Genomic DNA, 22,976 nt, shown 5'->3' on the forward strand with positions numbered 1-22,976 from the left:
GATGGTACTGCATCTTAAGGTGTGGGAGAGTAGGTCACTGCCAAACCTAAAAAGAACTCCATATCTCTCAATACGATTGCCTCCTCCTCATATTCAAAACTGATTTTTGTGCAGCTTGACAACCGTCAATGTGCGCGTAACTTCTGGTTCAATTCGGAAAATCGGGTCAAAAGCGTGATGCGACTGTTCAATCGTCTGTCAGCGGCAAAAGCCGACCACACAAGCACCCGTCTAAACCCGGTTGCATCGATCCAACGTGACGCCTCGGCTACAGCATTTACTCTGCTGGACGCGGTTTTGGCCCGTCGTATCGAGCGGGATGGTCCGAAGGGGATCATGAAATCGGCCGTTCGTATGTATTCCCAGAGTTTTGAAGACTCTATCCTGTCCGAAATCTTTCATCGCATCCATCCACAGCCACAGACCTTCGTGGAAATTGGGGTTGAAGACGGCAACGAATGCAACACACGCCTTCTTCTGGAGTTGGGGTGGACCGGATTGTGGGTCGAAGGAGATCCGACATCAGCAGCCGCCGCCCGGCAGAATTTCGCCCGGGAAATTGGTGCTGGCAAGTTGAAAGTGATCGAGGCGTTTGTGTCGCCCGAAAACATCAATGAGGTTCTGATAGACGGAAATGTAGGTGACAACATCGGCTTTCTGTCAGTGGATGTCGATATGCACACTCATCACATATGGCGTGCCATCAAAACAAAAGCTGAAGTGACCTGTATCGAGTACAATGCCGGAGTACCACCGGAGGTCGACTGGTGTGTTCCATTAGATGGACCGGAAATATGGGCGGGGGATAACTATTTCGGTGCGTCTTTGAAGCATCTGGAAACACTGGGACGGAGCAAATCGCAGCGCCTCGTGGGATGTGATCTGATGGGTGTTAATGCTTTCTTTGTCGATCAAGACAAAGCCGGAGACCATTTCCATGAACGGGATGACGCAGCGTTTCACCATGAGCCGCCGCGGTTTCCCTTGGCGGCTATGCCTTGCGGCCATCCAAGGGCTATTCGCCGCTGAAACGGTGTCTGACTAATCGATCAAATGTCGTATTTTTGGAATAAAACTGGGGCACATACCCTTGCAGTCCGGTTCCAAACGACTTAGTTCATTACGCGAATTGGCGCGGGATGGAGCAGCCCGGTAGCTCGTCAGGCTCATAACCTGAAGGTCGTAGGTTCAAATCCTACTCCCGCAACCAAAAAAACGCCCGCAGCAGAAATGCAGCGGGCGATTTTCTTTTGGGAAACGCCTAAAGATACTGACTGAAGCTGCAACGACGCAACCGCAGAACGTGTGAAACACGTTCCGGCTGACACCGAACTCGCTGCAGCAAAGCTCTGTTTGAGCTTCAATGTTCCCTACTTACATTCTTCGCTGAAACGGCTTCTCTTCATCGCTTGTCGCGTCAAGTCGAGAACAGAGCGACCCTTTGGTTACGGTCTCGCACGGGAGCAGGTCAGACGCCGGATTGTCGGCCTGACGGCTCACCTGTTGCGGGTCACGCTTTCACCACAGCTATACAGGAAACAGTCATTTTACCCACCGCAATGCAAAATCCATCCGAATTTGCTTTTGGTTACCTGAGTTTTCCGGTCAAGTTAGCCGATAACGTCACAAGTAATTTGCGAGCTTATTTCATGACCCGTCATATTCGGCTTCAACACCGCATCGGTACTTCTGTTTCAACATACTCGGAGAAGCCTCTTCAGCGTCAGATAGGCATGCTGACGTCGGTTTCGCTTTTGGCTCTTTGTGTGTCTTCACCGGCGTTCGGGCAGTGCGCATCAGTGGTCAGCGGCGGGTCTGTGACCTGCACAGTCACGGATGCGGATGGTGTATCGAACATCTCGGTCTCAGACACCACGACGTCGTCACAAGCAACCTATACGATCAACAACGACGCAGCGCTTACACCCAACAGCGACCTGTCTTACGGGAACTACGGAATTCTGTTGGATGTTTACGGGGATGACGGGACGGGAAGTAATCCCGATGGCATCGCGGGCGGGAACCTGACGGTTGATAACAGCGGCAGCATTACAATGACGGGGACCACTGCGCAGGATGCCAGCCAGGGCGAAGCCACGGGAATTCGCGTGTGGAGCCAGGGCGGCGATGGCACCGAGCCTGACAAGAACGGCACGGATGGTGGCCGCGGCGGTGACGGAGGTCAGGTGACGGTAACGAACTCGGGCGTCATCAATATTGAAAGCAGCGCGACGATCGACCTGGATGTCGGGGTGTATGGGATCAACGCCCGCAGCTATGCCGGAAACGGCGGCGATCAGAGCGGGGGGGTCGGTGACGAAAAAGGCGGCAGTTCTGGCGATGCCAAACAAATGACCATCACGAACTCTGGTGCGATCAGCCTTGGCTCTTCGGACAGCGCGATCAGGGGGGCCAATGTCGGACGGGCAATCAACGTGCAAGGCATCGGCAAAACCGGTGGTGACGACAACGGAAACGGCGGATCCGGGAGCACCATCGACCTCACCAACACCGGCGATTTGTCTGTGTACTATGACGAAGTATCCTCCGGGTCTTACGGCGTGCACGGCATTTTTGCAAAAAGCGAGGGCGGCGCAGGCACCAAGTCATACGACAACAGCGACAATGGCGGCAAAGGCGAAGAAGGACGCGTTGTTACCGTGACCAACAACGCGGATATTACGATTGTTCAGACCGGGAGCAGCGAACCGGGCGAATCTGCCGGGATCAAGGCTTTGTCAATTGGCGGCCAAGGCGGGGAATCCAGTGATAAAGCGTCCGGAGGCGTTGGCGGTGGCGCCAGCGTCAACACGGATGGCAATGCCGGCGTTCTGACGGTCAACATGCAGGGCGGCACGATTTCAACCTCGGGCGAGGGTATTTCAGGTATCGTGGCCCGCAGCGAAGGGGGCGTTGGCGGCAACGGCAATGGAGACTCGCGGTCCAGCGGTGGCAATGGTGGGTACGGCGGGCAAATCCAGGTCGATTTTACAGGGACATCCCGAATTGAAACGCAGAATGACACCGCGTATGGCATTTTGGCCCAATCCGTGGGCGGCATCGGCGGAAGCAATGCCGGATCTGCGGGCACAGGCGGAAATGCGGGCGCCGTTGGAGTATATGCGACCGAAGGGACGCAAATCACCACGCAGGGTGATTATGCAATCGGCATGACGTTCCACTCAATCGGTGGCGGCGGCGGCACCGGCGAAGACTTTACTGGTGTTCTGTCCGGGTCAGGCGGCAACGGCGGCAATGGCGGCAACGCGAACACCGCGACTTTGACAACCGGAGCTCAGATCACCACGAGCGGAGATCACGCCTATGGTCTGCTTGGCCAGTCCATCGGCGGGTCAGGTGGTACCGGTGGTATCGGTGCCGGTCTGACATTGGAACTGGGCGGCGATGGCGGCGGCGGTGGTGCGGGCGGTGTGGTTTCGATCAACAACACCGGCGAGATCGATACCACCGGAGATTATGCGGTCGGCATCCTTGCACAATCGCTGTCAGGTGGCGGCGGCGCGGCAGGGACAGCAGACGGCGTTCTGGCCGTGGGCGGGACTGCAGGCAGTGGCAGTAACAATACAGCTTCGTCGTATGTGACCAATTCGGGCGACATCACCACAACAGGTGCATCGTCGATTGGCATTACGATGCAGTCGATTGGCGGCGGCGGCGGCACCGGCGGCGGGGCCGACGGGATCTTTACCATTGGCGGCAGCGGCAGCACCGGTGGCAATGGCGGCACAGCGCAGGTCTTTGCCGTGGGGGGCGACATCCAGACGGCAGGTGACCATGCTTATGGCATCGTATCACAGTCCATTGGCGGCGGTGGCGGTAACGGCGGCGATGTTATCGACGTCTCTGCCGGAGTTGGCGTTGGCGTTGGCGGCAGCGGGTCTGGCGGCGGCAACGGTGGCGTTGCCTGTATCGCGAACACTTATGACGGGTGCCCGACAGAACCAACGGATACAGGCTCGATCGCGCCCCAACAGGCCAGCAGCGGCATTGCAACGACCGGAGACTTTGCGCATGGAGCCGTTGTTCAGTCCATCGGTGGCGGTGGCGGCAATGGTGGCGATGTTCAGTCGGGGGGCGCTGTTGAAGTGGTCTCGATCCAGATCGGTGGCTCGGCTGGCGGCGGTGGCAACGGTAGCACAGCCTTGGCGGCGTTTGACTCGCTGACCCTTTCGACAACTGGCGGAAATGCCAAAGGCATCGTTGCGCAGTCCATAGGCGGTGGCGGCGGAAATGGCGGCAATTCGACGGCGCTGGATGGCGAAGTGCCGGTTTCCATCGTCGTGGGCGGCACCGCAGGTGGCGGATTGAACGGCGGCTCAAGCACAGTTCAGCTGACGGACAGCACAATCACGACCAGTGGTGCTTCGGCCGGGGCAATCCTTGTGCAATCCATCGGCGGGGGCGGTGGTACAGGTGGTGCAGCCAGCGGGTATGACGCTGCAATCGGATTTACCGAGGTCATCGCAATTGGCGGCGGCGCGGGCAGCGGCGGCAATGCCGAAGCCGCCACAGCAACGCTCAGCGGGACCGCGGTGCAAACCGGTTACGACACGACCGGCCTGGCGTTGGGCGCGAGCGCAAGTTCATCGCACGGAATTTCGGTTCAGTCGATTGGCGGAGGCGGCGGCACAGGCGGCAGTTCGACGGCTGATGCCATGACCCTGGCGGTTCCAACCGGCGAGGGGGAATCCGTTGCCGTCTCGGGCTCGTTCGCGATCGGCGGGTCCAGCGGCACCGGTGGCTATGGCGGGGCGTCCGAAGTCGAGCTGTCGAACGGATCGACTGTTGCGACGGGCGGGGATGGTGCACATGGCATTCTGGCCCAGTCCGTTGGTGGCGGTGGGGGCGATGGCGGCTCGGGCGATGCGTTTTCTGGCAGCATTGGCGTGCCCAATACCGTGTCTGCCGATATCTCGGCCTCATTGGGGCGGGCTGGCGGCTCGGGCGGGGCCGGGAGCACGGTCACGGTTTCTGTTGATGGCACGTCTTCGGTGTCTACGGCGGGCGCCAATGCCAACGGTATCGTGGCCCAATCCATTGGCGGCGGTGGCGGCGATGGCGGGACCGGCAATGCGACAAATGACAAGATCGGTCGCGGGCTGAACGTCAGTGCAGATGTCGGGTTGGGCGGCAAAGGCGGCAGCGGCGGCACGGGGTCGACAGTCGAAGTCGATCTGGCAAAAGACAGCGTGATCAGCACCACAGGGTCCGGTGCACGCGGTGTCGTGGCACAGTCCATCGGTGGCGGCGGTGGCACGGGCCAGGGCAGCACCATCGGTTTGAAAGCGTCAGGCTTTACCCTGGCAGAAGCGCTGAACATCCAAAAGAAGGAAGGCGCAGACCCGAATAATGTCCTGAAATTCAATGCCTCCGGATCGGTCACCCTGAACCTTGGGGCAACGGCGGGCGACGGCAACACAGGTGGAGCAGTGAACCTGACCACGGGCGGCTTTATCAACACAACGGGCAATGACGCGGACGGGGTCGTTGCACAATCCATCGGTGGTGGTGGTGGTCTGGGCGGCTCGGCTGGCAATGAGTCCGCCAATGAGTCGGGACCCAGCCTGCCGCGATACGCACTCGCAGTTGACGCAACGATTGGTATTTCGGCGTCGATTGGCGGCTCGGGCGGAACTGGCGGCAACGCCAGTGCGGTCGACCTGACCCATGCCGGGAAAATTACGACGCTGGGTGACTTTTCCGACGGCATCCTCGCCCAATCGATTGGCGGCGGCGGCGGGGCTGGCGGAACGGCGACAGCCGGGGACGGCAACCAGACAGTTGCGATAAACTATGCAATCGGCGGCAGCGGCGGTGCCGGTGGCAATGGCGGCGCAGTGGATGTGTTCTTCAACGATGCAACCGGCATCGGAACGGCCATTTCCACAGGCGGGACTGCGGCGCATGGCGCAATGTTGCAATCCATCGGCGGCGGCGGCGGGCAAGGCGCGACAGCCACGGCCGCCGGTGCCAAGGGCGTGTCCATCGGTGCCGGAGGCCTGATCTCGATCGGTCTTTCGGGGGGGATCTCGGTCGGTGGTGGTTATGGCGGTAGCGGCGGGTCTGCAGGCAATGGCGGCAATGTCACGGTTGATGACGCCAGCTATGTCGATATCACCACGACAGGAGATGATGCCTATGCCCTGATGGCGCAATCCATTGGCGGCGGCGGTGGGTATGGCGGTGTCGGTGCTGCGGCAGAAACGGACACCGTCATTGACGTCGATCTGGATCTGGACCTTGAAGTTACAGTTGGCGGAACAGGTGGCTCCGCGGGCAACGGCGGCACCGTTGACATCAGCACTGGCGGCCTCTTTTCGACCTCGGGCGACCGCGCCTTTGGGATTGTCGCCCAGTCCATCGGTGGCGGTGGCGGGATCGCTGGCACAACCGACTCGTCCAGCATTGCCAGCGTCGAATTCAACGCGGATGATGGCGCTGGCGGAGATGGCGGCAGTGTCTCGGTCGAACTGTCGAGCGGCTCGCTCACGACCCATGGGAATGGATCGCACGCAATCATTGCACAGTCTATTGGCGGTGGCGGGGGCATCGCAGGCGATCTGTCTGGCCCGACGCTGGATACAACCTATCCCGGTTATGAGACGACCAACGGGTCAGGAAGCGGGGAAGCCGTTGATGTGACCGTATCGGCCAATATCACAACCCACGGCGACGCAGCTTACGGGGTCATCGCACAGTCTATTGGTGGCGGCGGTGGACTGTCTGGTAACGACGGAGTTCTGTACGCCGGAACGGCAGGCGGAACCAACGGCAACGGTGGAACCGTGACAGTCACGCAAAGCAACACCCTGACGGTGAATGGCGAAAATTCGATCGGTATTTTTGGGCAGTCGGTGGGTGTTGAAAGCGATCAGAAGGTTGAGATCAACGTCAACGGTGCGGTGACAGGCGGGACAGACGAAGGGGCTGGCGTCTTTGTGTCTTTTGGAGATGAAAACGTTCTCAACATTTCTGAAACAGGATCAGTGTCTGCAGGCGGATCGACCGACGACGGAACGCGCGGTTACGCGGTGCGATACAACTCTGATTTTTCGGGAACGTATGGATCTTATTTGACAGTCAACAATTCAGGAACACTTAACGGCGATGTTCTTTTCGTAAACGAAGACGGCTCCACCGGTGGTACAGTCAATAACCAAGCTGGCGGCACGTGGAATGTTGACGCAACGGTCGGTGCAGATGTGGTGAACGCGGGCGATATCGTCGTGTCAGGCGCTGTGCCGACCACTTCGGCACTGTCCGCCAGGATGCAGTTGGCTGCCGCCGGTTCCGACAATGTTGTACGATTCCTGGGCGATTTCTCGCAATCCTCGACCGGGGCATTGGTATTTGCGTCTGATTTCAGCAATGGAATGACAAACCGGGTCGAGATCGCTGGCGATGCCGAATTGTCTGGGTCGATCAGGATTGACCCGGTGACGCTTGCGCCACGGCGGAAACTTACGCTTTTGTCCGTGACCGGTAATCTGAGCGGGGAGGTGGATGTAGAAGACACCCCAACCGTGGATTACGATCTCACGTTTGTCGGCAATCAGGCATCGGTGTCCGTCAACAAGACCCGCTTTGGAACTGCCTTTGGTTCGATGAATTCCAATCAACGGCAAGTGGGGCGGCATCTGGATGAAATCTTTGAGCTGGGAGCAGCGAATTTCGAAACCTTCCTGGCCGATTTCAGCAGTCTTTCGGCCACGGAAAATGGTGAGGCGAGTTATTCGGCGGGGCTGACGTCGCTGGCGCCGGGCGGGGCCGAGGCTGCGGCTGCGGCCCAGACCACCTTGGCCCAAACCCGGATGGACGGTGCGTTGTTCTGCCAGGGTAGAACGCGATCAACCTTCCGAAACGGTGAGGATGATTGTGCATGGTTCGATATCCGCGGCACTGATTTCAATCAGGACGGTTTGGGCGGATATAGCGGTGACCAGTATGTCATCAACGCGGGCGCGCGCACCAATCTGCCGTCAGACTGGACCATCGGCGTCGCCGTTGGGTATGAACGCAGCTCGTATGATGCCAATGATGGTCTATCCACCGCTGATGGGGATACCGGCTATCTGGCCGCTGCCGCAGGCAAGGCATTCGGCAACTTCGCGCTGTCCGGTGCGGTGACCGCGAGCTATGGCGACTATGATCTGAAGCGTACGGTCAACATTCCGTCCTATGTTTCGACGGCGCAAGGGCGCACACATATCGAAACCTACGGCGCGCGCATCAGGGGCAGTTACACCTTTGAAAACCCATGGGGATATATTCGCCCGGCTGTGGATTTGGATCTGGTTCGAACCATGGCCTCGGGATACACGGAAACGGGGGCGGGCATCTTCAACCTTCAGGTGTACGACCAATCCCAAACCACGGCCACGATCACACCCTCGGTTGAATTTGGCCGCGATGTGACGCTGGCCAATTCCATGCAGATGCTGATGTTCATGAATGTCGGCGTCAGCCTGTCGGATGCGGATAGCTGGACAACGCATTCACGGCTGGATCTGGCACCCGTCGGAGCCGGTCAGTTTTCGACCACTGTCCCGATGGCCGACCAGTTGGGGCGCATTGCTCTGGGTGTTTCCTTGTCGCGGTCAGAAACGTTCGAAGCACGGATCGAATACAATGGCGCGTTCGGGGGCGGCTTTGACAGTCATGCGCTGGCATTTGGACTGACCACCCGGTTCTGAACCTGCGCCACGCCAGATTGCGGCCTGAAACACGACAGCCCATGTACCAAAGGTGCGTGGGCTGTTTGCGTTGAGCTGCTCGCCAGCTTGGACCGCCGGAAAGTGCGTCTTCCCTGCCTGTTTCACTCAGGTTTGGTATGGGCTGAACTTTGCCGACAACCATAAGCCGAGCTCGGAATCCTTGACGATGACGCAAGTTGGCGTCAGCTATCAAAGATAGACATTCTGATTCCGGAATGCTTTCTGAAGCTGGAGGGTCTTTCAATGGCTGATTTTATCGTAACGACGATTGACGACACAGTGGCGGATGACGGCGTCACGAGCTTGCGCGAGGCGCTTGTGCTGGCGGACGCATCGGCGGGTGCGGACACGATTACCTTTGATGCAGGGCTTTCGGGGCAAACGATCACCTTGGATGGGAACGAACTTTTTCTTACAAGCGACGTGATCATTGATGGAGATATCGACGGGGACGATGTGGCGGACATCACGATCTCTGGCAACAGCATGTCGCGGGTGTTCAATGCAGTCAGCGGCATGTCGACTCTGAACGCTCTGACGATCACCGAGGGGGATGATAGCGGCTTTTATGTTGCCAGTGGTGCCACAGTTGATCTGACCAACAGCACGGTCAGCGGCAATTCGGAGTATTTTGACGGCGGCGGGATACACAACAGGGGCACCTTATCGGTCACCAACAGCACGATCAGTGGCAATTCGGCATGGTATGGGGGCGGGATAGGCAACCATGGCACCTTGGTGGTCGAGAACAGCACCATCAGCAACAATTTTTCGCTTACCGGGGGCGGGATATTCAACAATGGCACCATGGCGCTGACCAACAGCACCATCAGCGGCAATACAGCATTTTTCTATTTTGGCGGCGGGATAGACAACAGGGGCACCATGACGCTGGCAAACAGTACGCTCAGCGGCAATGACGCTATGTACGGTGGCGGGATATACAACAGGGGCTCCGCGACCATGACCAACAGTATCGTGCTGGGGAACTACGCCTATTTGGGGGCAGAGGTATTTGGAGGGGTTTCCGCAGCCAACTCGCTCACCGGAGCGGGCGGCGAGACGGCGGCGGATGTGTTCGCGGCGCTGGATGGGTCGGGCGGGCTGTTGGCTGACAATGGCGGGCCGGTTCAGACCATTGCGCTAAGGGCCGACCTGTTGAACCCGGCATTGGACGCCGGGGATGACACGGCGGCCCCGGCGACGGATGCGGCGGGCCAGGCACGGCTTGATATTCTGGATATTGCGAACAACGGCGCGAATATCAGCGACCTCGGGGCGCTGGAACTGCAATCCAGCAGTAGCCCCGGAAGCAATGGCCCGGATCTGATCATCGGCACCAATGTGGCTGAGACTCTGACAGGCAACGGCGGCAACGATATCATCTATGGGCTTGGTGGCCGCGATACCATCAACGGCAACCTCGGCAACGACCAGTTGTTTGGCGGCAATGGTCGCGATGTCATGCTTGGCGGGTCCGGAGCCGACAGGATCGACGGTGGTCTTCAGGATGACGACCTGCAGGGCGGATCAGGAAACGATGTACTTCTGGGTGGAAACGGAGTTGATCTGATACAGGGTGGTGATGGCAATGACAGGGTCGCCGGAGGCCTTGGCGCAGATCTTCTGTATGGCGGGGCGGACAACGACACGTTCATCTATCAGTCTTCCGACGACAGCCTGACGGGGACCGGGGCGGACAGGATTTACGACTTCGTTCAGGGCGAAGACCTGCTCAATTTCCGGGCCGTCAGCCCTGCGATTTTTGATTTCGTCGGAACGTCGGTCTTTACCGGAGACGGCCCCGAGATCCGCATCATCGAGACCGCAAACGGAAACACCTCGATATTCGCCGATGTGGACGGGGACACAATAGCTGACATGCGCGTGGTCGTGATTGGCGTCACAGGGCTGACCGAAAGCGACTTTTTGTTGTGAAGCGCGGGTTTTGACGTCCCCAACAGCCTAGCTTGGAAGAGCCTTCGCCAAGGCAGGGCGCCCAGCACGTTTCGATCTGGTGATTGACCGAAAGCGAATTGGTGGCGGCACCTGCCAAAACTGGGCCGCTGTGCGGATCAGGGTTTCGCGCTGGCCTCTTGCGGTTTGGCAACGATGCGAAACGCCGCGCAGTTCTGCAGGTCTTGCCAGAACGACAGCCCGGCGTATTTCTCGAACACATCGGGCGGCAGGATGGTCTTGCGCGGGCTCGGCTCGACCTTGGCGCGCACCCGGTGCAGCCCGTCCAGGCCAAGCTGTTCGTCAAAGGCGGGCGCATCATAGGTGACTGCGTTGAAATCATGCGCGAACCGCTCTTCGCCGACAAAGTCATAGATCAGCCCCATCACGTCGGCGGGGCGGGCCACCAGCATGTCGTAATCGACAATCACGACACGGTTGGCATAGTCGCCCCAACAGGCCTCGCGCAGCGCCTGGTAGCCGAAACCCACCAAGCGGTTCGGCGAGGCCAGCGCCTCGGTCCTTGTATACACCGTCGCGCGTTCGGCAGGGTTGGAAAACAGGCCGGTATTCTCAAACGTCTTGCTGCGGAATTGGCGTTCAAGTGAATCCATCACCCAGGCCACATTGCGCACACAGCAGATGAACTTTGCCTCTGGATAGAGGGCCATCAGTTCCGGGATCTTGGCCGTCCAGGCCCGGTTGGTGTCAAAGATCACCTCGGAGGGGTTGTCGGCATAATAGCTATCGAACAGCCCCCGCAACAGCCGCTCACGCTGCGGCCCGTCAACCATGCGCGACAGTTCGGTCCCGGCTGAGACCTGGCTGACGATCCCTTCGAACAGGCTGGCAATCGGGCTGGACATGCCGGCCGAAAACCGCGGGTTCTGACGCAGGATCGCCCCCAGCAACGTCGAGCCGGACCGTGGAAGACCAGAGATAAAGTGATAGGTCTTGGTGGTCATTTGTGTTTTTCCAATACTTCACGGAGGTGATTTATAACCAGATCCGTCTGAGCAGATCTATCTGACGGATGAACCCGCACGCGCGGTGTAGACTTATACTGTGGGGGTTCCCCCGGTTTTGCAAATGGTAACAGGTTTTTAGAGCCCAGCCCCTTGGCGGCAACCCACCCGGAGTTGATCAATGTCTGATCCCCCAAAGTAGGGGGGCGTCTTTCGATGAAACCAAAGCGACAACCGGTAGCCCGTATCATGGTTTTGAGCGTCTGATGGCCCGGCAGGCAGAACCGGCTGCATATCCTGCAAGAGATATCGTGTTTCCACGTCTCGTCCGTCATCGAGCTCGTGCCAAGCTGGCCTCAATTGCTGATGCCAGGTGGAAACGCGATCAATGGTCAGTGGGAATCCGGTTTGTTAACACGACCTAGTGACTTGCGGGACTTGCGGTATTCTCTTGGATCAACTGTTTGTAGATGGCTTGGATTTTCGCCATGACGGGGCGATCACCCGTGCCGATGGGCTTGCCGTCAATTTCGGCCACCGGTGTTTGCGCACCAAATGTACCGGTTAGAAACGCCTCGTCCGCACCGTAGGCTTCGTACAGCGAATAGTTTTTCTCAAACACCGGAATGCCATTTGCACGGCATAGGTCGATCACCTTTTGCCGTGTGACGCCGTTCATGCAGTAATCCCCGGTTGAGGTCCAAACCTCACCCCGGCGCACGATGAAGAAATTGCAGGCATTGGTGGTGTTCACAAATCCATGCGGGTCCAGCATCAACCCTTCGTCTGCCCCGGCCTGTTCGGCTTGAAGGCAGGCAACCACGCAGTTGAGTTTGGAATGAGAGTTGTATTTCGCATCTTGCGACATCGGCAATCCGCGCACTTGTGGAACGGTCGCCAGCCGAATGCCCTTTTTGTGCAGCCCGTCCACGGGTTTGGAGTGTTCCATAATGATGACCAGCGTCGGCCCTGTGCGGCTGAGTGACGGGTGTTGAAACGGCTTCACCTTGACGCCGCGCGTCAGCATCAGGCGACAATGCACATCCGTGGTCATCCCGTTGGCCTTGGCAGTTTGGGTCAAGGCGTCAAGAATGCCTGCCTTGTCCATGCCGACATCAAGAGACACGGCTTTGCAGGAGTTAAAGAGCCGGTCCATATGTTCGTCAAAGAACGCCCATACACCATCATACAGACGCATGCCTTCCCACATTCCATCGCCCAACATGAAGCCACTGTCATAGACCGACACCTTGGCATCATCGCGATGTACGATATCGCCGTTCACATAGATTTTGATATCGCGGTTGCGCACGTCTTCGTCGGAATCATGGGTTGTGAGTGGGGTATCTTGGGTCATGGGGCTATTGGCTTTGCTTTTGGCGACAAGGGCGTACTTTCGTATAGATAATTCAAACATGCCAGAGCTGTTTCCAACGCTGGTATGTGCATCCGCAAGACGCTGCAGAGAGGGGCATTGATGCCGGCGCTATCGATGAGGAGAGTCTGCGGGGCCTTGATTTCGCGAAACGACGGGCTTGCGTTCAGTGTTCAGTGGCTGCGATTTAAGGTTCCAAAATCCAGCATTGCCCAAAACATACGCCAAGCAAGCTGATCGGTTTAAGCTTCTTTTGGCACGGTACCGGCTGGATGTTGCAATCATGTCGCCCCGGGGCAATTGCACTGTTCGTCGTCGCTTCTGCTGGAAAGGGGATTGCGTAGCGGCTTGGAATACTTAGTGATGCGATGAGTTGCACAGGTGGCTGGATGAGCATCAGACGAAGAATTGCGGACAGTGCGTGGTTGAATCGTAGTGTCGAAGCCGTTTTGGCCGCATGGATCAGCATCGCGTACAAAACGTCAAAATGGGACCGCACCGGGTTCGAAGAGATGGAAAACGCTGTGCGTCAGAACGAGCCGGTCATTGTTGTGCTTTGGCACCAGCGACTGATGATGGCCCCCTTCTTATTTGATCCGAAACTTGGGCCAATATGCACGTTTACATCCACGGGCCGAGCCGGACAACTCGCCGGTCGCGTGGTGGAACGATTTGGTCTTGGGACAATTTCCATGTCGTCGCACAAGCGCCACATCGCGCTGACCCGCGAAGTGATGGGCAAGATACGACAGGGTGTTTCCATCGGGATCACCGCCGATGGCCCGCGAGGCCCGGCGCGGGTCGCCTCTGACGTTCCACTTTTGTGGGCCCGTGCATCTCAGAAACGAGTTTTTCTGGTCAGCTTTTCAGCCCGCCGCGTTCACGCCTTGCCGACCTGGGATCAGATGTGGGTGCCCGCCTTGTGGACACGCGGCGTGTTCCGCTGTCAGGAATGGACCGTAAGCATCCCGCGTTCAATCGATGAAACGGAAGCTGAAACACTGCGCGCGAACCTCCAATCCGCGCTAGATGCCGTAACGGATGAAACAGACCGTGCGACGGGGCGACTTTGCTCGGCGGAGTGACCTCTCTGTGCGCTGCGTCGGAACGTCCATTGAACCCGCGCCAGTTTTCGAGCAAGCTCGATTGGATTTTGGATCGCAGGGCAAAGACCACACCACATGAATTTCATCTGGCCAGAAAACTTCAGATTTGTTGGAAAATCCTGTCCTGAAGGTCGGGAAGTTCCCGGTAGGATCATCGCTGGACGCAGCGCTCTGATCGCTGAACTTCTGAAAGCACAGGGCGTTTTACCCGGTGATCGCGTTGCAATGTGGTTGACCGAAGGGGAAAACCAAGTTGCCGCGATGTTCGGGTGCTGGGCCGCAGGGGCCACGTTCTGTGTTCTTCCCTCCTTTGCCGGGCGCTCGAACACCGAGCGATCGCAGCTTAGGGTCGATGATGTCTGGTCGGTTCTGCAGCCAAAGCTTTTGCTCAAAGGGGCTGGCGCTGAGTTGCCCGACGTTCTGGCTGGCACAGTCGACGTTCTGGAACTACCCGCGTTGGACGCAGAGGTAGATGAAACCAGCGACCCTGACGCATTGATCGCTGGGCGCGGTCCGGACGATATGGCCTTTATCCAGTTCACGTCCGGCAGCACCGGAGGCGCCAAGGGCGCAGTCGTTCGATTTGGCCAGCTGATGGCCAATCTGAATGCCATCGCCGAGCGAACGGAATTGACCAGCGCTGACTGTATGGTGTCCTGGGCACCGCTGTACCACGACATGGGATTGATGGCGGTTCTGCTGCCGCTCAGCCGTGGCGCCGATATTGTTCTGATGGAAACGGATCATTTCGTGCGCCGCCCGACTGCGTGGCTGGAAACGATCTCGCGGTTTGGCGGCACGATTTCGACCGCCCCCCCGACCGCTCTCAAACTGCTGTCCCGCAGGAAAGCGCAGAACATTGACCTCAGTTCTTGGCGCTATGCCTGGATCGGCGGCGAAATGGTGTTCCCCACGATCCTCAAGGGATTTGAGGACACTTACGCCGATGCAGGGTTGGCCCAAGGCGTTCTGCAACCCACGTATGGCATGGCGGAAACCGTGGTCGGCATTTCATGCGGCATTCCGGGCGAGCCTTGGTCAGAGCAGAACGGATTCATTTCTTGCGGCCCACCCTTGCCCGACATGGAATTGCAGATCGTGGATGAGGCTGGATCACCTGTTGCGACCGGGACCCAAGGTCAGATCATGGTGCGGGGGCCGTCGGTGATGCAAGGGTATCTGGGTTTGGATAGTTTTGCGCCGGAGGCCTGGTTTGACACCGGCGATCTGGGATTTGAAACGGCCGGGCGGATCTATATCACGGGACGTACGAAAGACGTGCTGAAACGCGGTGCCGAGAGCTTTCCCGCCACTGTTGTCGAAGCCATCGCCGAGGATGCTTTGGGCCTTAGAACCGGCCGGGCGGCAGCGTTTGCCAGTCAACGCCCGGATATCGGCAAAGAAGAAATTGTCCTGCTTGTTGAATCCCGCGACTGGGGCGATGAACAGGTCCGAAGCGTGGCCGCTGCGGTCACCAAGGAACTGGGCCTGCAGGTCGATGTCATAAGAAACGTGAAAGGGGGGCGCCTGCCGCGCACCTCAAGCGGGAAACTCATGCGCCAGAAGGCGGCGGCGCTTTACAGGGAAGGATTGGTTTGATGACTCAGCAGAGCAGTGCGAATTGGACCGAAGAACGTGTGATTGGCGTTCTGCGCGAACTGGCCAAGAACGAAGAACTGCCTGCACATCTGGTGACAGGCACGATCACGGGCGCTGATACGGTGGAAACACTGGGTATAGATTCGATTGGTGGAGTTGCCCTTATCGATCAGCTGGAGACCGAGTCAGGTATCCCGTTACCCGATGATTTTCTGGATTTCGACACGACCGTTGCGAGTATCACGCAGCAAATGAACGCGCTGGCCTAAGGGGAGGTTCTTATGACCGAAACGAATTCCGGCGCTTCTCGCGACGCCATCGAGTTTCACTATGACATGCCGGCCGATTTCTTCGCGCTGTGGCTTGGCAAAAGCATGACCTACACTGCGGCCCGGTTTACCCGCTCCGACATGACACTGGACGAGGCGCAGGCCGATAAGATCAATTACCATCTGGATGCTGCAGGGGTCGAAAAGGGCCACCGGATGCTTGATATCGGATGCGGCTGGGGCACGCTTCTGAAATCCGCAGTTGAACTGCGCGGTGCAGGTTCGGCGCATGGTCTCACGCTTAGCCCGCTTCAGCAGAAATACATCTCGTCACTCGGGCTTCCCAATGTGTCCGCGGCTCTGGAAAGCTATGAGCACCACCACCCCGAGGAACCTTACGATTCAATCGTCAGTGTCGGCGCTTTTGAGCATTTTGTTAAACCGGGCATGACTCGGGAAGAGCGGTTGGACGTCTATTCCGAGCTGTTTCGGCGGTGTGCCGAATGGTTGACGCGCGACGGACGGCTGTCGCTGCAGACGATGACCTGGGGCGATGCCGGGCAAGTCGAACGGGACATGAACCGCATCCACGAGATTTTTCCCGAAAGCGATTTGCCCGAAATCGCCGAAGTGGTCGAAGCAGCGCATCCGCATCTGGAACTGATGTCGATGGAGAACCGCCCCGAAGATTATGGCACCACGCTGGCCGAATGGGCCAAAGGGCTGAGGGCCAACCGGGAACAGGCCATCGATATTGTCGGTGAGGAAAGGTTCAAGTTCTATCTCGACAGTTGTGTCGGCGGGTCGCTGCTGTATCGGCGTCGCCGGTTTTACCTGTGCCGGTTCGTGTTTCGGCGTCGGGGCCGATAGGGTTCTTGGGGGGTGACATCATAGCGACCCGCTCAAAACACGTCCCCGAGTAGGGTTCTGAACATGCGGCCGTCCTTTGTTCTGTGATTTGAGAATAAGCTGTTTCAGGCAACGCAGGTTTCATTGGCCTCGATCACTTTGGCACCGTCAGTGAAGTTGGTGCCTTCGATAAATGAAATCGGAATTCAGGCTGGCGGCAGTTTTCTTTTGTGCACGCTTATCAACAATCCAACGGTCAAGAGCACCAGCGCCGAGATGCTGATCAGGCCAAGGCTCTCGCTCAGGATCAGAGCGCCCAAAATGGCGCCCACACCCGGCACCGCGGCAAGGATGGCAGAGGTGTTGCCATTTCCGATCGTCCGCGAGGCATGGGCGATGAAGAGAAGACCAAGAAGATTTGGCACAAAGCCTTGATAAACAGCCTGCAGCAATAACGGACCCAAAGGCGCATCAGACAGACCCGAGGGCAGCCAAAGCGCCCAGACTGGCAGATACAGGACGGCGTTAACGATTGTCCCGCAAAAGATGATTTGCATCGCGCTCAGCTTCCAACGCTCTGACAAGATGATGTAAGACGAGAAAAAGATTGCCCCGATCACAAAGAGCAGATCACCGATCCATGCATCCTGATGGTTGGTCACGCTCGTGTCCCATGCCAGCACGATTGCAGAGACAAGGATCAGGGCCGCGCCCAGAACCTGCTGAAACCTGGGCAGCGCGCGAAACAGGAGAAGCCCGAAAAGGATACTGATCAGAGGCAGCACCCCGTTCATGAATATCCCCCCATGAGCTGCGGGCGCATAGAGAAACCCTGAAAACACAGTGAGGATATAGACCGGCCCCAAAATGAACGAGAGCAGGGCGACCTGCGTCAGGCGAAGCCCCCGCCAAGGCTTGTAGTAAAGGCAAAGGGGCAATGCCACCACCGACGCCAGACCATAGCGCATCGCGGCCAGATCATAGATCGTCAGCCCACTTTGATTGGCAACACGGCTTACGATCAGCCAGAACGACCAGACCAACACGATGGTCCATGCAGCAGCATAGCCCGTGACATTTGAAGGGGAGCTGGTGGGCATCTAAGCTTCGCTCGGTCTCATGCTAACTTCGGAAATTCCGACACCCCAGCACTAGGCACTTACCTGCCGAGAGACAAGCCAATGCAAAAAAGGATTCCAAGCCAACAGGCCTGATAACCGAGGGGGTGCTGCGCGCCGCAAATCCTGCGCCAATCAGGCACAGTAGTTGACTGGGGTCTGGGGGCACGAGTTACTCAGATTTGCCCCTGAACGCATTGGGCGCAGTTGGGATATATGATTTGTGAACAGCTAATCGTAGGTTTTGGCTTTGCGAGCCGTTTCGAACTAACCAGTCTGCGCCATGATTTCCTGTCTAAAATAAAAATATATTCAAATTGCATCATTTGGACCGTTCTTAGCGGTGTTGACCGATGCATTTCTTGGCTGCCACTTCCGTCAGTCTGAAGGCCAAGCGTCAAATGGAGACCAAGTATAAGGCGCACCTGAAGCTTTCAGCCGAAGACAGAAGAAGCCCAGTTTTAACAAAACACGATCAGCAGATTCCTAAGAAAATTCTGACTTTGAACAAATCGATTGGTTTGCTACTCTCGCATAGAGGGATTGTGTCTTCGCTTTTTCATCTTCCCGTATGAGGACAATATGACATTTTCAAAACTGAATTACATAAATGTAGGCCCACGAGGCACGTTCAAACCAAGCGGCAACCTTCATACGACGCCTGCCGATATCGACGCTTTGTTCGAACATCTTTCCGAAACGGGTGCCAGCAAGCTTGCCGTGCATTTTCATGGAGGGCTCGTGAACGAGGGCAAGGGGGCGACCATCGCGCGCTCAATGCAGCCGGTTTTTGAAGCGGGCGGCGCGCATGCTGTTACGTTTATCTGGGAAACTGGTCTTATTGAGACCCTGAGCCGCAATCTGTTGCGAATTAACGAAACGAAACTGTTTCAAAAGCTCGTCCGCTATGCCTTTCGCCAGCTCACCAAGCGTCTGGGCGCCGACATCTCGGGCCGTGGCCCGGGCGAACCCATGACGATGGTCGAGATCGAGGCCGAACTGTCGCGTATCGAGAAGTTCGAAGACTTCGATGCCACTGCCCGCGATGGTGCTGCCGCGCTGGATGAGGCGGATCTTGAATTCGCCCTCGGTGAGATGGAAATGGAATACCTGCTTGAGCTTCAAGGTGATGCCGAGCTTGCCGACTCGGACTTCTCCGAGCTTGCGGGTGACACCCATCTTGAACCTGAGGTGGATCAGGAACTGCGCGACGAAGACGGGCGGGGCCTTTCGCTTTACCAGGTCGCGAAATATCTGGCCAAGATCACGTACCACGTGATCAAGCGCTATATGCAAAAGCGCGATCATGGGCTTTACCCCACCGTCATCGAAGAGATTTTGCGCGAATTCTATTTGGCTGATTTCGGTGCCTGGACATGGAGCCGGATGAAAGATGTTGCCGCCGAAATGTGGCTGCCCAACGGGCCGGTAATCGGCGAAAGTTCGCATCCGGGCACGTATTTTCTGGAACGGCTCGCGGCGCATCAGGCCGCAAATCCTGATTTCAAGGTTGATCTTGTCGGGCACAGCGCTGGTTCGATCGCGATTTGTCACATGCTGAGGGCTTCGGCTGCCGCGGGTACGCTGCCGAAGATCCGGAACATTGCCTTTCTGGCGCCTGCCTGTGTCACGCAGCTTATGTATGTTGAGATTGTGAAACACCCCGATCGGTTCGAGGCTTTTCGCATGTTCACGATGAGCAACCCCTTCGAAGAGGGCGACCACCTTGTGAAAATGGTTTACACCCGCTCGCTGCTTTACCTGATTTCCGGCGTGCTCGAAGACGAGGCCGACATGCCCATCGCGGGCATGCAGCGTTTCTGGACAGGCACAGCGCCTTTCGGTGCTGCTTTCCTGGTCGAAACGGCAGGCTGGCTTATGGCTGCGGGTGAAGATCGCGTGGTGCTTTCGGTCACCGCGTCAGGTGCTTCAGAGGGCCTCAAGAGCACATCGAAAAAACACGGCGATTTCGACAATGACGATTTGACCCGCGCGTCTCTCACCCATCTTGTCAGCACTGCTTAGGATCGTTCGTGACCAATCCGCAACCCAGAGATTATGCCATCGTGGTGGGGATCGACGACTATCCCCGCTATGGCAAGAACGGGCGCAATCTTAGGGGGGCGGTGCGTGATGCCAAACTGTTTCACGCCTGGCTGATTGATCAGGAAACCGGAGGAGGGCTGGACCCCGATCACTGCCGGTTGATCACGTCTCAGGGCGACCCGATGGCGCTGACCCAGATGACTGTCGATCTTGTTCTGGATGAGCTGTGGACGATGGCGCGCGATGCTGGCGGTGGAAGGCGGTTCTATTTCTTCTTTTCAGGTCATGGCCAGTCGGTTGTTGGTGCGGATGCGGTCACATACGATCAATCGCTTTGCCTGCCGCAATGGTCGCAGACGATGCCCCACGCTGCGCTGAATGCAGACAGTTATCCGAATGTGGTACAGACCTGTATGCCGTTCCAGGAAATCGTGATGTTCCTCGATTGCTGCCGGGTCCCTGCGATCAAGGTGCGGGCGATAAATAGCACCGTGGGGTGCACCACGCCGCTCGATGGGTTCGACCACGTCAACAAGATGGTCTATTTCGCAGCCGAGCCCATGCGCCGCGCCTTTGAAGGACAACTGGATGACGCCCCTGAGGATGCCGAACCCGAAGTGCATGGCTATTTCACCACTGCGCTGCTTGAAGGGCTGCAGAAGGGGTCGGGCAGGGCAGGCGGAGGAGTCGGTGCTGAAACGCTCTGGGATCATCTGGAATACCGGGTTCCGCAACTGGCCGACGGCAAGAGCCGCCGCCAGATTCCGCGCCGCTCGCCGACTCTCTTCTCGGACGATGTGGTCTTTGGGGCGGCGGGTGGCGATACCAAGCCGATCAGCCCCGCCGCTGGTGACCAGACCAATTTTGAGATCCGTTTCAGTGACGCGCGCGTCGGCCCTGTCCGGTTGGTTGATGCCGATGCCAATCCCCTTCGGGATGGCGACACATCTACCGGGCCGTGGAAGGTGAACCTTGAACCGAATGCGATGTACCTGCTGATCGACGACGGAAACGACCAGCAGCGGGCTTTCGTTTTTCTTCCGGCGATGGAGGGTAAACATGACACATTCTGACAACCTCCTGCTGCCGCCCAAGATCGAACTGAAGGCCGTCGACGATTATGTCGGCGGCTGCGATTATGACACCCGGCTTACAGTCTTTGACGGCCACGGTCTTAAGGTCGGTCAGGCTTTTGGCAAGATAACACTGGGTTTGCCGCCCGGGATTTACTCGGTGCGGGCTGAACGACTGGGCGAGATCGGCGATGATATCGTGTTCCTGCACGAAAAGGACGACGAGAAGGAAATCCCGATCCCGCGACGTCATTCCGCCATGCCGTCAAGTGATACCGCAAACACTCATGAATTCCTTCAGGCTGCAGGCTATGAATTCAGCCGTCGCGCGACATGGGACAATCCCGCCGCCGGTCCTGATGATCCGCTTCTGATGATCCTTGTTCGCTCGACCGGTGACGGCGATCAGTCAGGTATTCGGCCGGCCCAATCCCTCGCGCTGTTCAAAGAAGATGGTACGCTGGTCACCCGGTTCGAACCCGACAGGGTTCAGGGTAATACCTCTGAAGGCTGGGTCGTTTTTTCAGCCAGGCTTGATCCCGGAAACTATATCCTTTCCCATTTCGAAGACACGCACGCGGTGTCGTTGCCCATCTTGCTGGCCCGAAAGAAGTTCGACACTCTGGTCTTCGTGCCGTATGAGACCCGGCCCAGGCTGTCCGCCGCAAGCGTCGATATGTGCCGCCGCAACGAGGGGTACAATCCGGATGACAAGTTCACTCAGCATATTGACGCTGCGATTCAGGGTCTGGGCATGCGGCTGGATCTTCTGTCTGATGATCTTCGACGCGAGGCAATCTATGGTAAGTTCGGGCATCCGTTTCATGGATTGATTGGCGCGCATGCGCATTTTCTTGGCCCGAAGAAAAGCGAAAGACTCGAACGGCAGGTGCTGAAGAACCTGTGGCGGCTGCTTGAAGGGTCGGTTGACGTCATCGCCCTTCTGCTTCTGGCACAGGAACGCGAAGAAGGCGGCATGCCTAAATCCATCGATGATTTGAACGCGGCGGCGTCCAGGGCTTTTGGCACAACGCTTGAGGGGTATCTTCCTTTGAGCTTCCCGCCGATGCTGCGGAGCGGGCTGAACAGCCTTGTCCGGGCCAGTCTTGACCTGCCCGAGCTTATCGCGCCGGGTTCATGGCTCGAGTCTGCGGCCAATTCATCATATGCCGATGGGGCGTGGTCGGTCTGGGATCAGGACGTCGCCAGTTTGGTGAACAAGGACGCGCCCGCGCTCGGGGTTGAGGCAGCCCCAAGCCGACAGAAGCTCTATCCCGCCATCAAACGGGCAATTGCCCGCCAAATCGCGCGCAGTACCAATTCGATTACTGCGGATGATAGTCTGGGCGATTTGCTTGGGGGGCAGACCAAGAGCTTTCCGGTCATCCTGGAGTCGATTGCCAGGGACATGCCCGAGTTCGAAATACAGCTTCAACCGCAGATCATAGACCTTCGTGACCAAGTTCGTGATCTCGCACACAGGTTAAGGCGCGGGTCGCAGCCGCGGACGCCGGAACCACAGGTGATGGAACCCGACACAAGCATCCCCAGCTGGTTGGTGGCGATGGTTCAGGATCAAATGAAGTCTGATGGCGATGACTTTGACCCCAAGGCGGTCGCGCGCGCTGCCAGTGTCCCACTTGCCAGCGTCAAACGCGCAACTGACCTCGTCAATCGTTCATAGCCGTTGGACGTGTTGTGGTTTGGTGCCGTTCGTTTGTTCGTATTTGCGGCACCAAAAGAGACAAGACATGGGATCGAAACGGACGGATGAGGTTCGCAAAGATGCGGTGCATATAGCTGCCGTCAGGCCGATCGTCGCGCCATCGTGACAATACCTTTTTTGAAAATCCATTCGCGCACTGGCTAAGATCTGCATCCCGCC

13 protein-coding genes and 1 tRNA gene are annotated in these 22,976 nt (G+C 57.8%); 11 read left to right on the forward strand and 3 right to left on the reverse strand.

Going from position 1 to position 22,976, the window contains the following annotated elements:
- Positions 1-108: 108 nt before the first annotated feature.
- The 4 genes from FOY56_RS21075 to FOY56_RS21090 all read left to right on the forward strand — a co-directional run bounded on the left by FOY56_RS21075 (position 109) and on the right by FOY56_RS21090 (position 10,673).
- Positions 109-1,029 (forward strand): hypothetical protein, encoded by a 921-nt coding sequence (locus FOY56_RS21075; protein ID WP_186766417.1) that lies wholly within the window; start codon positions 109-111, stop codon positions 1,027-1,029.
- A gap of 104 nt (positions 1,030-1,133) precedes the next feature.
- A tRNA-Met gene (locus tag FOY56_RS21080) sits at positions 1,134-1,210 on the forward strand.
- 607 nt (positions 1,211-1,817) lie between these two features.
- Positions 1,818-8,714 carry an autotransporter outer membrane beta-barrel domain-containing protein gene (locus FOY56_RS21085; protein WP_186766418.1) on the forward strand — a complete coding sequence of 2,299 codons (6,897 nt, stop codon included), beginning with the start codon at positions 1,818-1,820 and terminating at the stop codon, positions 8,712-8,714.
- Between the two features lie 264 nt (positions 8,715-8,978).
- Positions 8,979-10,673, forward strand: a complete 1,695-nt coding sequence (locus FOY56_RS21090) for a calcium-binding protein (RefSeq protein ID WP_146348137.1) — start codon at positions 8,979-8,981, stop codon at positions 10,671-10,673.
- 137 nt (positions 10,674-10,810) lie between these two features.
- On the opposite strand, the gene FOY56_RS21095 is transcribed toward FOY56_RS21090, so the two are convergent.
- Both FOY56_RS21095 and FOY56_RS21100 read right to left on the reverse strand, forming a co-directional pair.
- Complete coding sequence (locus FOY56_RS21095) at positions 10,811-11,656, reverse strand: sulfotransferase family protein (protein ID WP_146348138.1); 846 nt, start codon at positions 11,654-11,656, stop codon at positions 10,811-10,813.
- A 421-nt stretch (positions 11,657-12,077) separates the two neighbouring features.
- Positions 12,078-13,013 (reverse strand): aminotransferase class IV, encoded by a 936-nt coding sequence (locus FOY56_RS21100; protein ID WP_146348139.1) that lies wholly within the window; start codon positions 13,011-13,013, stop codon positions 12,078-12,080.
- Between the two features lie 407 nt (positions 13,014-13,420).
- Here FOY56_RS21100 and FOY56_RS21105 point away from each other — a divergent pair, with 407 nt between their 5' ends.
- From FOY56_RS21105 to FOY56_RS21120, 4 genes are all read left to right on the forward strand, one after another.
- On the forward strand, positions 13,421-14,116 hold the full coding sequence (locus tag FOY56_RS21105) for a lysophospholipid acyltransferase family protein (RefSeq protein ID WP_146348140.1): 696 nt from the start codon (positions 13,421-13,423) through the stop codon (positions 14,114-14,116).
- 96 nt (positions 14,117-14,212) lie between these two features.
- Positions 14,213-15,736: an AMP-binding protein gene (locus FOY56_RS21110; RefSeq protein ID WP_146348141.1), complete on the forward strand. Its 1,524-nt coding sequence runs from the start codon at positions 14,213-14,215 to the stop codon at positions 15,734-15,736.
- Positions 15,736-16,005 carry a phosphopantetheine-binding protein gene (locus tag FOY56_RS21115; protein WP_146348142.1) on the forward strand — a complete coding sequence of 90 codons (270 nt, stop codon included), beginning with the start codon at positions 15,736-15,738 and terminating at the stop codon, positions 16,003-16,005. Before FOY56_RS21110 ends, FOY56_RS21115 begins: the two co-directional genes overlap by 1 nt.
- A gap of 12 nt (positions 16,006-16,017) precedes the next feature.
- The gene (locus FOY56_RS21120; protein ID WP_146348143.1) at positions 16,018-16,875 is read left to right on the forward strand and encodes a class I SAM-dependent methyltransferase; all 858 of its coding nucleotides are present in this window, start codon (positions 16,018-16,020) and stop codon (positions 16,873-16,875) included.
- A 185-nt stretch (positions 16,876-17,060) separates the two neighbouring features.
- Here FOY56_RS21120 and FOY56_RS21125 read toward each other — a convergent pair whose 3' ends face one another.
- Positions 17,061-17,954, reverse strand: coding sequence for a DMT family transporter (locus tag FOY56_RS21125; RefSeq protein WP_146348144.1), 894 nt, complete (start codon positions 17,952-17,954; stop codon positions 17,061-17,063).
- 600 nt (positions 17,955-18,554) lie between these two features.
- Between FOY56_RS21125 and FOY56_RS21130 the strand changes: the two genes are divergently transcribed.
- The 3 genes from FOY56_RS21130 to FOY56_RS21140 are packed head-to-tail and all read left to right on the forward strand — an operon-like array spanning position 18,555 to position 22,775.
- On the forward strand, positions 18,555-19,997 hold the full coding sequence (locus FOY56_RS21130; RefSeq protein WP_146348145.1) for a hypothetical protein: 1,443 nt from the start codon (positions 18,555-18,557) through the stop codon (positions 19,995-19,997).
- A gap of 8 nt (positions 19,998-20,005) precedes the next feature.
- Entirely contained in the window at positions 20,006-21,091 is a 1,086-nt protein-coding gene (locus FOY56_RS21135; protein ID WP_146348146.1) for a caspase family protein, read from the forward strand.
- Positions 21,078-22,775 carry a hypothetical protein gene (locus FOY56_RS21140; RefSeq protein ID WP_146348147.1) on the forward strand — a complete coding sequence of 566 codons (1,698 nt, stop codon included), beginning with the start codon at positions 21,078-21,080 and terminating at the stop codon, positions 22,773-22,775. The genes FOY56_RS21135 and FOY56_RS21140 overlap by 14 nt, the downstream gene beginning before the upstream one ends.
- Positions 22,776-22,976 lie beyond the last annotated feature (201 nt).

The organism is Falsiphaeobacter marinintestinus, from assembly GCF_007923355.1.
GTDB lineage: Bacteria > Pseudomonadota > Alphaproteobacteria > Rhodobacterales > Rhodobacteraceae > Phaeobacter_A > Phaeobacter_A marinintestinus.

Excerpts from the sequence above, each read along its gene's own strand:
- FOY56_RS21115 (WP_146348142.1), top strand. The coding sequence starts at position 15,736 with ATGACTCAGCAGAGCAGTGCGAATTGGACCGAAGAACGTGTGATTGGC.
- FOY56_RS21140 (WP_146348147.1), top strand. The coding sequence starts at position 21,078 with ATGACACATTCTGACAACCTCCTGCTGCCGCCCAAGATCGAACTGAAG.
- FOY56_RS21120 (WP_146348143.1), top strand. The coding sequence starts at position 16,018 with ATGACCGAAACGAATTCCGGCGCTTCTCGCGACGCCATCGAGTTTCAC.
- FOY56_RS21100 (WP_146348139.1), bottom strand. The coding sequence starts at position 13,013 with ATGACCCAAGATACCCCACTCACAACCCATGATTCCGACGAAGACGTG.
- FOY56_RS21125 (WP_146348144.1), bottom strand. The coding sequence starts at position 17,954 with ATGCCCACCAGCTCCCCTTCAAATGTCACGGGCTATGCTGCTGCATGG.
- FOY56_RS21110 (WP_146348141.1), top strand. The coding sequence starts at position 14,213 with ATGAATTTCATCTGGCCAGAAAACTTCAGATTTGTTGGAAAATCCTGT.
- FOY56_RS21105 (WP_146348140.1), top strand. The coding sequence starts at position 13,421 with ATGAGCATCAGACGAAGAATTGCGGACAGTGCGTGGTTGAATCGTAGT.
- FOY56_RS21130 (WP_146348145.1), top strand. The coding sequence starts at position 18,555 with ATGACATTTTCAAAACTGAATTACATAAATGTAGGCCCACGAGGCACG.
- FOY56_RS21095 (WP_146348138.1), bottom strand. The coding sequence starts at position 11,656 with ATGACCACCAAGACCTATCACTTTATCTCTGGTCTTCCACGGTCCGGC.
- FOY56_RS21090 (WP_146348137.1), top strand. The coding sequence starts at position 8,979 with ATGGCTGATTTTATCGTAACGACGATTGACGACACAGTGGCGGATGAC.